12 protein-coding genes are annotated in these 14,422 nt (G+C 72.5%); 7 read left to right on the top strand and 5 right to left on the bottom strand.

Annotated features, from left to right (window positions below):
* Positions 1-59 precede the first annotated feature (59 nt).
* The 3 genes from ACQP1N_RS07850 to ACQP1N_RS07840 all read left to right on the top strand — a co-directional run bounded on the left by ACQP1N_RS07850 (position 60) and on the right by ACQP1N_RS07840 (position 3,183).
* Complete coding sequence (locus tag ACQP1N_RS07850) at positions 60-1,013, top strand: ABC transporter ATP-binding protein (protein WP_174548857.1); 954 nt, start codon at positions 60-62, stop codon at positions 1,011-1,013.
* Positions 1,010-1,822, top strand: coding sequence for an ABC transporter permease (locus ACQP1N_RS07845; protein ID WP_067798933.1), 813 nt, complete (start codon positions 1,010-1,012; stop codon positions 1,820-1,822). Before ACQP1N_RS07850 ends, ACQP1N_RS07845 begins: the two co-directional genes overlap by 4 nt.
* 89 nt (positions 1,823-1,911) lie before the next feature.
* Positions 1,912-3,183 carry an MFS transporter gene (locus ACQP1N_RS07840; RefSeq protein WP_433230037.1) on the top strand — a complete coding sequence of 424 codons (1,272 nt, stop codon included), beginning with the start codon at positions 1,912-1,914 and terminating at the stop codon, positions 3,181-3,183.
* Between the two features lie 52 nt (positions 3,184-3,235).
* Here ACQP1N_RS07840 and ACQP1N_RS07835 read toward each other — a convergent pair whose 3' ends face one another.
* Positions 3,236-3,466 (bottom strand): hypothetical protein, encoded by a 231-nt coding sequence (locus ACQP1N_RS07835; RefSeq protein WP_067798938.1) that lies wholly within the window; start codon positions 3,464-3,466, stop codon positions 3,236-3,238.
* Between the two features lie 30 nt (positions 3,467-3,496).
* Entirely contained in the window at positions 3,497-4,909 is a 1,413-nt protein-coding gene (locus tag ACQP1N_RS07830; protein ID WP_067798940.1) for a PLP-dependent aminotransferase family protein, read from the bottom strand.
* A gap of 113 nt (positions 4,910-5,022) precedes the next feature.
* On the opposite strand from ACQP1N_RS07830, the gene ACQP1N_RS07825 reads away from it, so the two are divergent.
* The 4 genes from ACQP1N_RS07825 (at position 5,023) to ACQP1N_RS07810 (ending at position 10,529) form a co-directional block, all read left to right on the top strand.
* Entirely contained in the window at positions 5,023-5,967 is a 945-nt protein-coding gene (locus tag ACQP1N_RS07825) for a DMT family transporter (RefSeq protein ID WP_433230033.1), read from the top strand.
* Between the two features lies 1 nt (position 5,968).
* Positions 5,969-7,609, top strand: a complete 1,641-nt coding sequence (locus tag ACQP1N_RS07820; protein WP_433230030.1) for a fumarate hydratase — start codon at positions 5,969-5,971, stop codon at positions 7,607-7,609.
* Positions 7,610-7,768: 159 nt separating this feature from the next.
* Entirely contained in the window at positions 7,769-9,031 is a 1,263-nt protein-coding gene (locus tag ACQP1N_RS07815; protein ID WP_084262984.1) for a serine/threonine-protein kinase, read from the top strand.
* 97 nt (positions 9,032-9,128) lie between these two features.
* A complete protein-coding gene (locus ACQP1N_RS07810) occupies positions 9,129-10,529 on the top strand; it encodes a class II fumarate hydratase (RefSeq protein WP_433230026.1) in 1,401 nt (466 codons plus the stop codon).
* A gap of 49 nt (positions 10,530-10,578) precedes the next feature.
* Here ACQP1N_RS07810 and ACQP1N_RS07805 read toward each other — a convergent pair whose 3' ends face one another.
* The 3 genes from ACQP1N_RS07805 to ACQP1N_RS07795 form a co-directional block, all read right to left on the bottom strand.
* On the bottom strand, positions 10,579-11,481 hold the full coding sequence (locus ACQP1N_RS07805) for a lytic transglycosylase domain-containing protein (protein WP_067798948.1): 903 nt from the start codon (positions 11,479-11,481) through the stop codon (positions 10,579-10,581).
* A 526-nt stretch (positions 11,482-12,007) separates the two neighbouring features.
* Positions 12,008-13,333, bottom strand: coding sequence for a PhoH family protein (locus tag ACQP1N_RS07800; RefSeq protein ID WP_433232610.1), 1,326 nt, complete (start codon positions 13,331-13,333; stop codon positions 12,008-12,010).
* A gap of 168 nt (positions 13,334-13,501) precedes the next feature.
* Positions 13,502-14,353, bottom strand: a complete 852-nt coding sequence (locus tag ACQP1N_RS07795) for an isoprenyl transferase (protein WP_084262985.1) — start codon at positions 14,351-14,353, stop codon at positions 13,502-13,504.
* Positions 14,354-14,422: the final 69 nt, after the last annotated feature.

Below are 14,422 nucleotides of genomic sequence, written 5' to 3'. Positions count from 1 at the left end.
GGACGGGCCCGCCGGAAAACCGTTGGGGATTCGCTCCCCGGGTTTCCTAGTGTGAGGTCATGACCTTGCAACGGGCCCGGATCACCGATGTCCAGGACGCGGCGGGCGCGGCGGCGATCAGCCTTCGCGGCGTGGTGAAGCGGTTCGGCGGCTTCACCGCCGTGGACGGGCTGAACCTCGAAGTCCCGGCCGGGGTCTGCCTGGGGCTGCTGGGCCCGAACGGCGCCGGGAAGTCGACGACGATGAAGATGCTGACCGCGCAGGCGATCGCCGACGAGGGCAGCATTCACGTCCTCGGTTTCAGCGTCCCGAGGGAGTCCAAACGCGCGCGGGCCGCGATGGGCGTCGTCCCGCAGCAGGACAACCTCGACGAAGAGCTGACCGCGCGCGAGAACCTGGAGGTGTTCGCGTACCTGTACCGGGTGCCGCGCAAGGCACGGCGCAAGGCGGTGGACGACGCGCTGGCGATCGCGCACCTGACCGAGCGGCAGCGGACGAAGGTGGACGACCTGTCCGGCGGCATGCGGCGCCGGCTGCTGATCGCGCGTGGGCTGGTGCACCGGCCCGCGCTCGTCCTGCTGGACGAGCCGACCGTGGGCCTCGACCCGCAGGTGCGGGCGGAGTTGTGGGGGCTGATCGACGGGCTGCGGGCCGGGGGCACGACGGTGCTGATGTCCACGCACTACATCGAGGAGGCCGAGCGGCTGGCGGACGAGTGCGCGCTCATGTCGCACGGCAGGGTCATCGCCCGCGGCTCGCCGGCGGACCTCGTCGCCGAGTACGCGGGCGCCCGGGTCGTCGAGCACCACGGGCCGCCCGACCGGCTGACGGAGGTGGAGCGGCTGGCGAAGGCGGCGGGGCTCCCGACGCGCCGCACCGGCCCGTCGGTGTCGGTGCTGAAGGCGGAGACGATCCCCCCGTCGCTGGAGGACGAGCTGGGCCCCGGCGGCGTGCGCCGCGCCGCCAGCCTGGAGGACGTGTTCGTGGTGCTGACCGGGGAGCGTGTGGAATGACGGTTCGGGCGGAGGCCGTCCCTGCGGAGCGGGCGCCGCGCCTGCGCCGCTTCGAGATGGCGCCGGTGCGCGGCGTCTGGCGGCACGAGCTGGCCCTCTACAAGAGGTACTGGAAGTCGCAGTCGTTCGCCTCGATCGTGGAGCCGACGTTCTTCCTGCTCGCGTTCGGCTACGGGTTCGGCTCGATGGTCGCGATGATCGGCCACTACCGGTACCTGGACTTCGTCGCGACCGGCGTCGTCGGGACGGCGGCCCTGTTCACCTCGGTGTTCCCGGGCATGTTCAACGGCTACATCAGGCGCGTGTTCCAGCACACCTACGACGGGATGCTGGCGGCGCCCGTGGACGTCCACGAACTGGTGACGGCCGAGGCGCTGTGGATCGCGGCCAAATCGGCGGTGTACTCGTGCACGCCGATCGTTGTGGCGCTGTTCTTCGGCCTCGACCCCTCGTTCGGGATGCTGCTGGTGCCGTTCGTGACGTTCTTCACCGCGCTCGGCTTCGGCCTCTTCGGGATGTGGACGTCCTCGGTGGTGCCGTCGATCAACTCGTTCGACTATGTGATCACCGGTGTGGTGACGCCGCTGTTCCTGATCGCCGGGACGTTCTTCCCGGTCGGGGCGCTGCCGGACTGGGCCCGGAACGTCTCGTACCTGAACCCGCTCTACCACTGCGTGGAGCTGGTCCGGGACGCGGTGTTCGGCCTGCGCCCGCTGGCCGACCTCGGCCATCTGGCGGGCCTGGTCGCGTTCGCCGCGCTGATGTGGCTCATCGCCGTCCGCGGTATGCGCAGGCGTCTCATCGACTGACCGCCCCGGGACGATTGACCGACCGGTCCCCCTGTCCCTACGCTGACGCGAATCTTCTTCACATTGCGTAGCGCAGAGAGGTCGGGCCCATGAGCCAGGGCATCACCGCACGGGACCGGCAGGCCCGGATCTCCGCGTACACCGCGTTCGCCGTCCAGGGGCTCTGCTTCGCCTCGCTGGTGACACAGGTACCGCAGATACAGAAGGCGCATCATCTGAGCGACGCGACGCTCTCACTGGTGCTGCTGATGGTGCCGCTGGTCGCCGGGGTGGGCAGCGTCGTGTCCGGCGCCCTGTTCCAGCGGCTCGGCAGCGGCCCGGTGCTGCGGGTGTCGCAGCCGGCGGTGGCCGTCACGATCGCGCTGATCGGCCTCACCGGCGACCTGTCGTTCGGGGGGACGCTCCCCAGGCCCCCGGCGATCGCGGAAGACGTCGCGCTGTACACGGCGGTCGCGCTGTTCGGCCTGTTCGTCGGCGCGGTGGACGCGTCGATGAACGCCCAGGCGGTCGCCGTCGAGCGCCGGTACGGGATCAGCCTGATCACCGGCTTCTACGCGGTGTGGAGCGTCGCGGGCATCCTCGGCGGGCTCTGGGCGGCCCTGACCAACCGGCTCGACCTGTCGCTGTTCACCGGGTTCGCGATCGCCGCGGCCGTGGGGATCGCCGCGTCCCTCACCACCGGCCCCCGTCTGTACCGCCGCGCGGAGGAGGGCGACGGGCCGACCGCCGAGGAGCTGAAGGCCGCCGGGCGCAGCGTCCCGTGGCGTCCGATCCTCATCGTCGGCACCGCGATGGCCGTCGCCTACCTCGCCGACGCGGCCATCTCCAGCTACGGCGCCAAGTACCTGGACGACGAGCTCTCCGCGAGCGACTGGGTGGCGCCGCTCGGCTACGTCGCCTACCAGATCACGATGGTGATCAGCCGGGGCGTCGCGGACTTCGCCGTCCGGCGCTCCGGCGCCGTGCGCGTCGTGCGGCTCGGCGGCCTGGTCGGCATCGCCGGCATGGTCGGAGTCGTCGCGGCGCCGTCCGCGCCCTTCGCCATCGCCGCGTTCGCGCTGGCCGGGCTCGGCCTCAGCGTGATCGCCCCGGTGTCCTTCTCCGCCGCCGGACGCGTCGACCCCACGGGCCTCGGCGTGGCGGTGTCCCGCGTGAACATCTTCAACTACGTCGGGTTCGTCCTGGGCGCCGCCGTCGTCGGCGCCATCGCCCCGCTCAGCGCCGGCCACGGCCTGCGCATCGCGTTCACCGTCCCGACGGTCCTGATCCTGATCGTCTTCATCACCGCGAAGGGGTTCGCCCCGGCCCCCGTGGAGGGCGCCCGCCCGGACGCCCCCGCCATGGAACGCCCCATGGCCTGACCGTGCCGGCCCCCGGCCGCGTCGGGCGCGTCCGGGGGCGCCCTGAAGCCGGTCAGGCGTCTTCGAGGGAACGGATGGCCTTCTCGCCTTCGGCCTGGGCCTGCTCCGGCGTCAGGTCCTCCAACGCGCGGCTGAGCGCGACCTCGGCGGCATCGGCCGCCGCCCGCAGGGTGACCGCGTGCTCCTGTGCCCTTTCGAGGTCGCCCAGGCCGATGCAGTCGAAGGCCACCTGCGCGTCGTGGCCGGCCATCTTCAGCTGCCGCGCGGCCTCATCCAGACTCATACATACCTCCTACACCGGGGGATGTCGGTCTTACCCCTCAGCACCGTGGGTAACCGCGCGGCCCAGTAGTTCCGCGGCCTTGACCAGGCGGGTCTCCGACAACCCGGCGTAGCCGAGGACGAGCGCGGGCGGGGCGTCACCGGCGCGTTCGGCCGACCACATGGTCCGGGCGCCGGTGACCGCGACCCCCTCCTGCGCGGCACGGGCCACGACCTCGTCCTCGTCACATCCGGCCGGCAGTTCCACATAGAGGTGGATGCCCGCCGACACGCCGCGAACCGTCGCGTCGGGCAGGTGGGCCTCCAGCGCCTCGGCGAGGGCGTCCCGCCGGCCCCGGTACCGGCGCCGCATCGTGCGCAGGTGCCGGTCGTACCCGCCGCCGCGGAGGAACTCGGTCAGCGCGTACTGCTCCAGGACGGGCGCGCCCAGGTCGCTGTTGGCGCGGTGCTCGCGCAGCCGCCGGGCGATGGACGGCGGCGCGACGGCCCAGCCGAGGCGGAGCGCGGGGGCGAGGGACTTGCTCACCGAGCCGAGCAGGACGACCCGGTCCGGGTCGACGCCCTGCAGGCAGCCGACGGGGTCGCGGTCGTAGCGGAACTCCGCGTCGTAGTCGTCCTCCAGGATCAGGCCGTCCACCTCCCGCGCCCAGGCGATCAGCGCGGCGCGGCGGGCCGGGGACAGCACGACGCCGGTCGGGTACTGGTGCGCGGGCGTGACCAGCACGGCGCACGCCTCGGACCGGGCGAGCGCCGCGACGTCCAGGCCCTCGCCGTCCACCGGGACCCGGACGATCCGCACGCCCGCGGACGCCAGCATCGGCAACTGCCGGACGCTGGTGGGGTCCTCGACCGCGAGCGCCGTGTGCCGGCCGGCGCGCAGCAGCGCCAGCAGCGCGGACAGCCCGTGCGCCACCCCGTTCATGATCACGACCCGGTCGGGGTCGGCGTGCGCGGCGCGGACCCGGCCGAGGTAGCCGGCCAGTTCGGCGCGCAGCTCCGGGACGCCGGCGGGGTCGGGGTAGGTGAGCGCGTCGTGCGCGAGTGTGCGCAGCGCGGCGCGGGCGGCGGTGATCCAGCGTTCCCGGGGGAAGGCCGACAGGTCGGGCCGGCCGGGTGTCAGGTCGTAGGGCGGCGGGGGTTCTGGGTCCCTCGGCCGCGGCGGCGCGTCGGGACGCGGCGCGGCCCCCTCGTCGGGACGGGCCAGCGGCGCGACGCGGGTACCGTCGCCGCGCCGGGCGACCAGGAAGCCCTCGGCGGTGAGCTGCTCGTAGGCGGTGACGACGACGCCGCGGGAGACGTCAAGATCGCGGGCCAGATCGCGGCTCGATGGCAGCCGGGTCCCGGCGGTCAGCCGGCCCGAGCGGACGGCCGCGCGGAAACCGGCGGCGATCTGTGCCGCCAGCCGGCCGGTGGACCGGTCGAGGGGAAGGTGAAGGTCGGTCACATGACACTCAGCGTCAGGAGGTGGCGCGAGCGTCACGGGAACCGCTTTGGTCCATGATCTGGCACACTGATTGGCCCTGTTGAGCAAACCAATGGGCTCCTAGCGTTCCGTCCATGAACGCTTCCCACAGGCGCGGGACGGCCGGTGCCGGGTCCGCGATGTTCCTGGTCGGCTCGCTGGCCGCCGTGTCGGCGGCCATCTCCGGCTATCCCGTCCTCGGCGGCCAGGCGGTCCGGTACGCGGTCGCCGCGGTCATCCTGCTGGCCGCGGTCCGCCTGCGCGGCGGGCCGGCGCGGCACGCCTCGCTCCGGGACTGGCTCCTGCTGGCGGCGCTGGCGGCGACGGGCCTGGTCGCGTTCAACATCTGCGTCGTCGAGGCGACCCGGGACACGAGCCCCGCCACGATCGGCACGGTGATCGCGACGGCCCCGATCGTCCTCGCGCTGGCCGGTCCGCTGCTGGAGGGACGCCGCCCGGCCCCGGCGACGGTGCTGTCCGCGTGCGTGGTCGCGGCCGGCGCGGCGCTGGCCAACGGGCTCGGCGACGGCGGCGTGCGCGGTCTGCTGTTCTCGCTCGGCGCGCTCGCCGGGGAGGTGTGCTTCTCGCTGCTGGCCGTCCCGCTGCTGCCCGGGCTGGGCCCGCTGCGGGTCTCCGCGTACTCCGCCGCGCTGGCCGCCCCCATGCTGCTGGCCGCCGGCGTCGCCGTGGACGGCACGGGGGTGCTCCGCACCCCGACCGCCCCCGAACTGGCGGGTTTCGCCTACCTGTCGGTGGTCGTCACCACGATCGCGTTCCTGCTCTGGTACGACGCCATCGGGCGGCTCGGCGCCGACCGCGCGGGACTGTTCGCGGGCCTGATCCCGGTCAGCGCGGTGATCGCGACGGTCGTGCTCGGCGTCGGCCGGCCCGGACCGGCCGATCTCGCGGGCGCGGCGCTGGTCGCGGCGGGCGTCGTCGCCGGGCTCCGGACGCCCGCCGCACCACCCGGTGAGCGGCCGGACGGCGAGCCCGTACCCTGTGAGGCGGCCCCCATCGGAATCGCGCGAGGATCTGCCTGAGATGCCTGAATTCTCCTACACCGACCTGCTCCCGCTCGGCCCGGACGAGACCGACTACCGGCTGCTGACCTCCGACGGCGTGTCCACGTTCGAAGCGGGCGGGCGGACGTTCCTGCGGGTCGAGCCGGAGGCCCTGCGGCTGCTCACCGAGACCGCGATGCACGACGTCGCGCACCTGCTGCGTCCCGCGCACCTGGCTCAGCTCCGCCGCATCCTGGACGACCCCGAAGCATCCCCGAACGACCGCTTCGTGGCCCTGGACCTGCTGAAGAACGCGGGCATCGCGTCCGGCGGCGTCCTGCCGATGTGCCAGGACACCGGCACCGCGATCGTGATGGGCAAGCGCGGCCAGCACGTCCTCACCGACGGCAGGGACGAGGAGCACATCTCGCGCGGCGTGTACGACGCGTACACGAAGCTGAACCTGCGCTACTCGCAGATGGCCCCGGTCACCATGTGGGACGAGAAGAACACCGGCAACAACCTGCCCGCGCAGATCGAGCTGTACGCCGCGCCAGGGGACGCCTACAAGTTCCTGTTCATGGCCAAGGGCGGCGGCAGCGCGAACAAGTCGTTCCTGTACCAGGAGACCAAGGCCGTCCTGAACCCGAAGCGGATGATGTCCTTCCTGGAGGAGAAGATCCGCTCGCTCGGCACCGCCGCGTGCCCGCCCTACCACCTGGCGATCGTGGTGGGCGGGACGTCGGCCGAGTACGCGCTGAAGACCGCCAAGTACGCCTCCGCCCACTACCTCGACACGATGCCGACCGAGGGTTCGCCGCTCGGGCACGGCTTCCGCGACCTGGAGCTGGAGCGCCAGGTGTTCGAGCTGACGCAGAAGCTCGGCATCGGCGCGCAGTTCGGCGGCAAGTACTTCTGCCACGACGTGCGGGTGATCCGGCTGCCGCGGCACGGCGCGTCCTGCCCGGTGGCGCTCGCGGTGTCGTGCAGCGCCGACCGGCAGGCCCTCGCCAAGATCACCGCGGAGGGCGTGTTCCTGGAGCGGCTGGAGACCGACCCGGCGCGGTACCTGCCCGACACGACCGACGAGCACCTGAACGACGAGGTCGTCCGGGTCGACCTCAACCGCCCGATGGACGAGATCCGCGCCGAGCTGACCAAGTACCCGGTGAAGACGCGGCTGTCGCTGACCGGCCCGCTCGTCGTGGCCCGCGACATCGCGCACGCCAAGATCAAGGAGCGGCTGGACGCGGGCGAGCCGATGCCTCGGTACATGCGCGACCACGCCGTTTACTACGCGGGCCCGGCGAAGACCCCGGAGGGGTACGCGTCCGGCTCGTTCGGCCCGACCACGGCCGGGCGGATGGACTCCTACGTCGAGCAGTTCCAGGCCGCCGGCGGCTCGCTCGTCATGCTGGCGAAGGGCAACCGCTCGAAGCAGGTCACCGACGCCTGCAAGGAGCACGGCGGGTTCTACCTCGGCTCGATCGGCGGCCCCGCCGCCCGCCTCGCCCAGGACTGCATCAAGAAGGTGCAGGTCCTGGAATATCCCGAACTGGGGATGGAGGCCGTCTGGAAGATCGAGGTCGAGGACTTTCCCGCGTTCGTCGTGGTGGACGACAAGGGCGGGGACTTCTTCGCCGACACCACCGGCCCCGTCCTGTCCATCGGCAGGCGCTGACCCTCGGCGGGCGCAGGCGTCCGGCGGCCCTGGCGCAGGGGGCGTCGGCCGCCCGCTCCCTGCGGTTTCTCATCGGTAGGTCACAGTATTGAGCCGAAAACTCGGTTCCTGCTGAGGTCTCCCCAATGACCGCCCGGCCACTCCGGTATCTTTTCCGCCATGTCTCAGTCAGAGCGCCTCGTTCTCGCGACGCGCTACCGGCTGGTCTCGGAAATAGGTCAGGGTGCCAACGGTACCGTCTGGAGAGGGCATGACGAGCTCCTCGATCGCGCCGTGGCGATCAAGGAGCTGCGGCTCCCCGAGAACCTCGCCGAGGACGACCGGGTGGTCTTCTACCGCCGTACCCTGCGGGAGGCGCGCGCGCCCGCACAGCTGCGCACGCACTCCATCGTCGAGGTGTACGACGTGGTCATCGAGCAGGGCCGCCCCTGGATCGTGATGGAAATGATCGAGGCGCCCAGCCTCGAACAGCTCATCGAACGTTCGGGTCCGCTGCCGCCCGAACGCGTCGCCCACATCGGCCGCGCGCTGCTGGACGCCCTCAACACCGCGCACAAGGCCGGGATCGTCCACCGCGACCTCAAGCCCAGCAACGTGCTGCTGGACGGCGACCGGGTCGTGCTCACCGACTTCGGCCTCGCGTTCTCCTCGGGTTCGGCGAGCCTGACCAAGACGGGCCACTTCATGGGCTCGCCCGCGTACGTGGCGCCCGAGGTCGCCGCCGGCGAGAAGGCCACCCCCCGGTCCGACCTGTGGTCGCTCGGCGCGACGCTGTACGCCGCGCTGGAGGGACGTCCTCCGTTCGAGCGCGAGAACGTGATGGCGACGCTGTCCGCGCTGGCGAACGAGTCGATCCCGCCCCCGCAGAACGCGGGCGCGCTCGCGCCCGTGATCACCGGGCTGCTGGAGAAGAACCCGACCCGGCGGCTCAGCCACGCCCGTGCGGTCGACCGGCTCGAACGGGCGCTCACCGGGCCGCGGTCCGGCCGCCGCCCGCCGACCCCCCGCTACCGGCTGATGATCGTGATCGGGCTGGTCGCCGCGACCGCCGCGTCCTGCGGGATCGGCGCCACCGCGCTCATCGTCGGCATGATGCGGGAGAAGCCCGGCCCGTCCCCCACGGCCACGGCGTCCAGCCCGCCGGGCTCCGCCCAGGCCGCCACCCCGCCCGGCGTCGCGACCAGCACCCTGGTCGTCCGGGCCCGCACCGACACGTGCAAGATCTTCGTGTCGGTGCCGGGCGACGCGATGACCGTGCTCAGCGACGAGACGCTGCACATGGGCGACGCGCGGCAGTACGACCAGCCCCGCCTCAACGCGGTGATCTACGACACGTCCGCCTGCGACGTGTGGGTGAACGGGCAGCAGAAACCGCCCGGCAGGCCGGGCGAGCGGCAGACCTACACGCTGAACAAGGGATGAGCCCCGGCAAGGAGTGAGAGTGCCCACCCCGGGGAATGCGGGAGCCGCCTGACGGGCTGCCATGAAGGACGGCCGAAGATCCAGGCGGGAGGCTTCCATGTCCGAGCAGGAGTTCCGGGTCGAGCGCGACTCCATGGGCGAGGTCCGGGTGCCGGTGGCGGCCAAGTGGCGCGCGCAGACGCAGCGGGCGGTGGAGAACTTCCCGATCTCGGGACGGACGCTGGAGGCCGCGCACATCGCCGCGCTCGGCCAGATCAAGGCCGCGGCGGCGGTCGTCAACGCCGAACTCGGCGTGCTCGGCTCCGACCTCGCCGCCGCGATCACCGAGGCGGCCCGGGAGGTCGCGGACGGGCGGTGGGACGCCGAGTTCCCCATCGACGTGTTCCAGACCGGGTCCGGGACGTCGTCCAACATGAACGCCAACGAGGTCGTGGCGACGCTGGCGCAGGAGCGGCTCGGCCGTCCGGTCCACCCGAACGACCACGTGAACGCCTCTCAGTCGTCCAACGACGTGTTCCCGTCCTCCATCCATATCGCGGCGACCGGGGCCGTCCTGAACGAGCTGATCCCCGCGCTGCGGCATCTGGAGGCGGCGCTCGCGCGCAAGGCGGCCGAGTTCGCGACCGTGGTGAAGGCGGGCCGCACTCACCTGATGGACGCGACGCCGGTGACGCTCGGCCAGGAGTTCGGCGGGTACGCGGCGCAGGTCGGGCACGGCGTGGAGCGGCTGGAGGCCGTGCTGCCGCGGCTCGCGGAACTGCCGCTCGGCGGGACGGCGGTCGGCACCGGGATCAACACCCCAGAGGGTTTCGCCGCCCGCGTCATCGCGGAGATCGCACGGGTCACCGGGCTGCCGCTGACCGAGGCCCGCGACCACTTCGAGGCGCAGGGGGCGAGGGACGGCCTGGTCGAGGCGTCCGGCGCGCTCCGCACCATCGCGGTGAGCCTCTACAAGATCGCGAATGATCTGCGCTGGATGGGGTCCGGCCCGCGCGCCGGGCTCGCCGAGATCCGGCTGCCCGACCTGCAGCCCGGCTCGTCGATCATGCCGGGGAAGGTGAACCCGGTGATCCCCGAGGCGGTCACGCAGGTCGCCGCGCAGGTCATCGGGAACGACGCGGCGGTCGCGTTCGGCGGCGCGTCCGGCAGTTTCGAGCTGAACGTGATGCTGCCGATGCTGGCCCGCAACGTACTGGAGTCGATCTCCCTGCTGGCGCACGTGTCACGGCTGCTCGCGGACCGCTGCGTGGACGGCATCGAGGCCGACGTGGACAGAATGCGCGAGTACGCCGAGTCCTCGCCGTCGATCGTCACGCCGCTGAACCGCTACATCGGCTATGAGGAGGCGGCGAAGGTCGCCAAGCAGGCGCTCAGGGAACGCAGGACGATCCGCGAGGTCGTGCTCGAACGCGGTTACGTGGACGACGGGAGGCTGACCGTCGAGCAGCTCGACGCGGCGCTCGACGTGCTGGGGATGACCGGTTCGTCCCGCGGCTGACGGCCGCGCGCGTCCCGGCGCCCGCTCCGGACGCCGGGACGCGCCGGGCTCAGTACCAGCCCACCGACTCGGAGTGCGACCAGGCGCCGCAGGGCGTGCCGTAGCGGCTCTTGATGTAGCCGAGGCCCCACTTGATCTGCGTGGTGGCGTTGTTCTGCCAGTCGGGGCCGGCCGTCGACATCTTGGAGCCGGGCAGGGCCTGCGGGATGCCGTACGCGCCGGACGACGGGTTGGCGGCGTGGGTGTTCCAGCCGCTCTCCTTGTTCCAGAGCTTCACCAGGCAGCCGAACTGGCCGTCGCCGGTGAACCCGTAGCTCGGCATCAGCTCCTTCGCGATCTTCTGCGCCTCGCCCGCCGGGACGGGGTCGCTGACCGTGCCGCCGCCGCCACCGCCGCCGGTGGGGGTCTTCTTCTTTTCCGGCTTCTTGGTCGGGATCGGCGCGCCCTTGGGACGCAGGGACGGGCCCTTGCCGTCGTCCTCGCGGGTCGCGCGGGAGGCGCGCTTGAGGGCCAGCTCGCGCCGCTGCTGCTCCAGGACCCTGGGGTCGGCCTTCGGCACGGCCGCCTCCGCCAGCTGCTTGGTCGGCTTGACGGTCGTTCCCTCGTCGCCGGACCCGCCGGTCAGCACGAACCCGGCGACGGCGCCGCCGCCGCCGAGCACGATGGCCGCGCCCGCGGCGACCGCGGCGATCCGCGTGCCGCCCCGCTTGCCGGAACCGCCCTGGCGGGCGCGCGGCCCGCGCCGGTCCGACGCGATCTCATCGCGCGGCCCCCCGGCGGAGACGCCGGTGTGCGGCGGCTCGGGCGGGACGGCACCGAAGCCGAGCGTGTCACCGGCGGGGGCGCCCACCTGGGTGCGGTCGGTGCCGGCGACCCGCACGTCGTCCTCGTGCGGGGCCTGCCCGTGCGGCGCGGGTGCCTGCGCCGGGGACGGCGGCTCGAAGGCGGCCATCGCGTCGACGGCGGGGGCCGGGGGGTCGAAGTTCTGTCGATCGTCTCGCCTAGGGGACCCGGGGCGGTCTCCGTACAAGGCGGTCCTTCCGACGGTCGCACGCGCATGGACACGCGCACGAGCTGTTTCCACCCCCGGCCCGGCGGTCCGCCGGCAGGCCGGGCGGCTCCGGGCCCGGGCCGGCGCCGTGTCCGGCGCGCGTCGTCAGGGGGCCGCGCTCCGGCCTGGCACCGCTCGGGGGTGCTTACGAGCAGACACAATGCCGGAGCCCGAGGGCTGCTTCGCAACCGAAACGGGATGATTGCGGCGGGTGGGGCCGTTGTCAACTCCCCGGAAGACCGGCGAAACCCCCGACCAGGCTGGGCTTCTTCGCCACTCGCCGCGTTCATGTGACCTTAATCACAAGTCCACGCTACGAGGTTTGATGATCACATTCCGTAGGGAACAACACCCGTGTTCTGAGACACGAAACCCCGGCCGGTTCCGCCAGGTCCCGGCCGGGGTTTCGCATGCTCCGCCCGTCGCCTTACACGCCCACGTCACCGAGCATGTCGGTCACCAGTTCGGCGATCGGCGAGCGTTCCGACCTGGTCAGCGTCACATGCGCGAACAGCGGGTGGCCTTTCAACCGTTCCACCACGGCCGCGACGCCGTCGTGCCGTCCCACCCGCAGGTTGTCGCGCTGCGCCACGTCGTGGGTCAGCACGACCCGCGACCCGGCGCCGATCCGCGACAGGACGGTCAGCAGCACGCCGCGCTCCAGCGACTGCGCCTCGTCCACGATCACGAACGCGTCGTGCAGCGACCGGCCCCGGATGTGCGTCAGCGGCAGGACCTCCAGCATGCCGCGTTCCAGGACCTCCTCGATGACCTCCGGCGTCGTCACCGCCGACAGCGTGTCGTAGACCGCCTGGGCCCACGGCGACATCTTCTCGTTCTCCGAGCCGGGCAGGTAGCCGAGCTCCTGGCCGCCGACCGCGTACAGCGGGCGGAACACCACGACCTCGCGGTGCCGGCGCCGCTCCAGGACGGCCTCCAGCCCCGCGCACAGCGCGAGCGCCGACTTGCCCGTGCCGGCCCGCCCGCCGAGCGAGACGATGCCGACGTCCTCGTCCATCAGCAGGTCGAGCGCGATCCGCTGCTCCGCGGACCGGCCGCGCAGCCCGAACACCTCGCGGTCGCCGCGCACCAGCCGCACCGACTTGTCCGGCCGCGTCCGGCCGAGCGCGGAGCCGCGCTCCGACAGCAGCCGCAGCCCGGTGTGGCAGGGCAGGTCCCTGGCCTCCTCCAGATCGGCGCTTCCCGACTCGTACAGCTCCTCGACGGCCCCGGCCGGCACCTCCAGCTCGCGCATGCCGGTCCAGCCGGACTCCACGACGGCCATTTCCGCCCGGTACTCCTCGGCGGCGAGCCCCACCGCGGACGCCTTCACCCGCATCGGCAGGTCCTTGGAGACGAGCACGACGTCCCGTCCCTCGTGCGCCAGCCAGCCGGCCACCGACAGGATCCGGGTGTCGTTGTCACCGAGCCGGAACCCGGCCGGCAGGACGCTCGGGTCGGAGTGGTTCAGCTCGACGCGGAGCGTGCCGCCCTGGTCCCCGTTCGGCCCCTCGACCGACACGGGCTCGTCCAGCCGCCCGTTCCGCAGCCGCAGGTCGTCCAGGGTGCGCAGCGCCTGCCGGGCGAAGTACCCGAGCTCGGGGTGGTGCCGCTTGGCCTCCAGCTCGGAGATGACGACGATGGGGAGTACGACCTCGTGCTCGGCGAACCGGGTCAGCGCCCCCGGGTCGGCGAGCAGGACGCTGGTGTCGAGGACGTACGTGCGCCGGGCCGGAACGGGCGTCCCGGACATGCTCCCGGACGTGCCGGGACGGCGCGCGGAGGATGTGGCCACTCGATCTCCCTGACTATGGGGAACCTATCGGTGGCGCCCAGGTCCCGAACGCCCTTCCGCGGGGAGCCTGGGGGATCGTCCCCCCAGAAGAGAGCCGCCCAGGGGGCGGTGGTCCGCAGGGGACGGTCAGGTGCCGTAGCGCCGGTGCCGCGCGGCGTAGGAGCGCATGGCCCGGAGGAAGTCCACCTTGCGGAAGTCCGGCCAGTGGACCTCGCAGAAGTAGAACTCCGAGTGGGCGCTCTGCCAGAGCATGAAGCCGGAGAGACGCTGCTCCCCCGAGGTGCGGATGACCAGGTCCGGGTCCGGCTGGCCGCGCGTGTAGAGATGCTCCGCGATGTGCTCCACGTCGAGGGACTCGGCGAGTTCCTCGATGCTGGTGCCACGGCTCGCCTGCTCGATGAGCAGTGAGCGCACCGCATCAGCGATCTCACGCCTACCTCCATACCCGACCGCGACGTTCACAATCAGGCCGGGAGCGCCGGATGTGGTCTCAGCCGCGTCTTTCAGGACGCGCGCGGTCTTATCGGGCAGGAGGTCGAGGGCGCCGACGGGCTTGACGTGCCAGCCGTCGGCGGCGAGCTTGCGGACGGTGTTCTCGATGATCTCCAGCAGCGGATCCAGCTCGGCGGCGGGACGGTTCAGGTTGTCGGTGGACAGCAGCCAGAGCGTGACGACCTCGACGCCCGCCTCCGCGCTCCACTGCAGCAGCTCGGAGATCTTCGCCGCGCCGCGCTGGTGCCCGGAGTTGACGTCGGCGAGCCCCATCGACCTGGCCCAGCGCCGGTTCCCGTCCAGGATGACGCCGACATGCCGGGGGGTGATGTCGGTCGGCAGGTCGGCCTCGACGCGGCGCTCGTACAGCCGGTAGACGACGTCGCGTACGGCCGCGTACGGACCGCTGCGGCGGATGGCGGACACCAGCCGCCCGCCCTCGGCTGGACGGCGGCGCGCGCCCTCGCTCCGCCCGCCGCGGGGCATCGCCCTACGCGGCCTTCCCGTACGCCGAACCCCCATATGGGCTTCCCTTCGAGCGACCTGGCCCTGGCG

The sequence above is a fragment of the Actinomadura formosensis genome, assembly GCF_050948385.1.
Classification (GTDB): domain Bacteria; phylum Actinomycetota; class Actinomycetes; order Streptosporangiales; family Streptosporangiaceae; genus Spirillospora; species Spirillospora formosensis.
The sequence above is the reverse complement of the archived record's forward strand: the minus strand, read 5'-3'. Positions and strand labels throughout refer to the sequence as shown.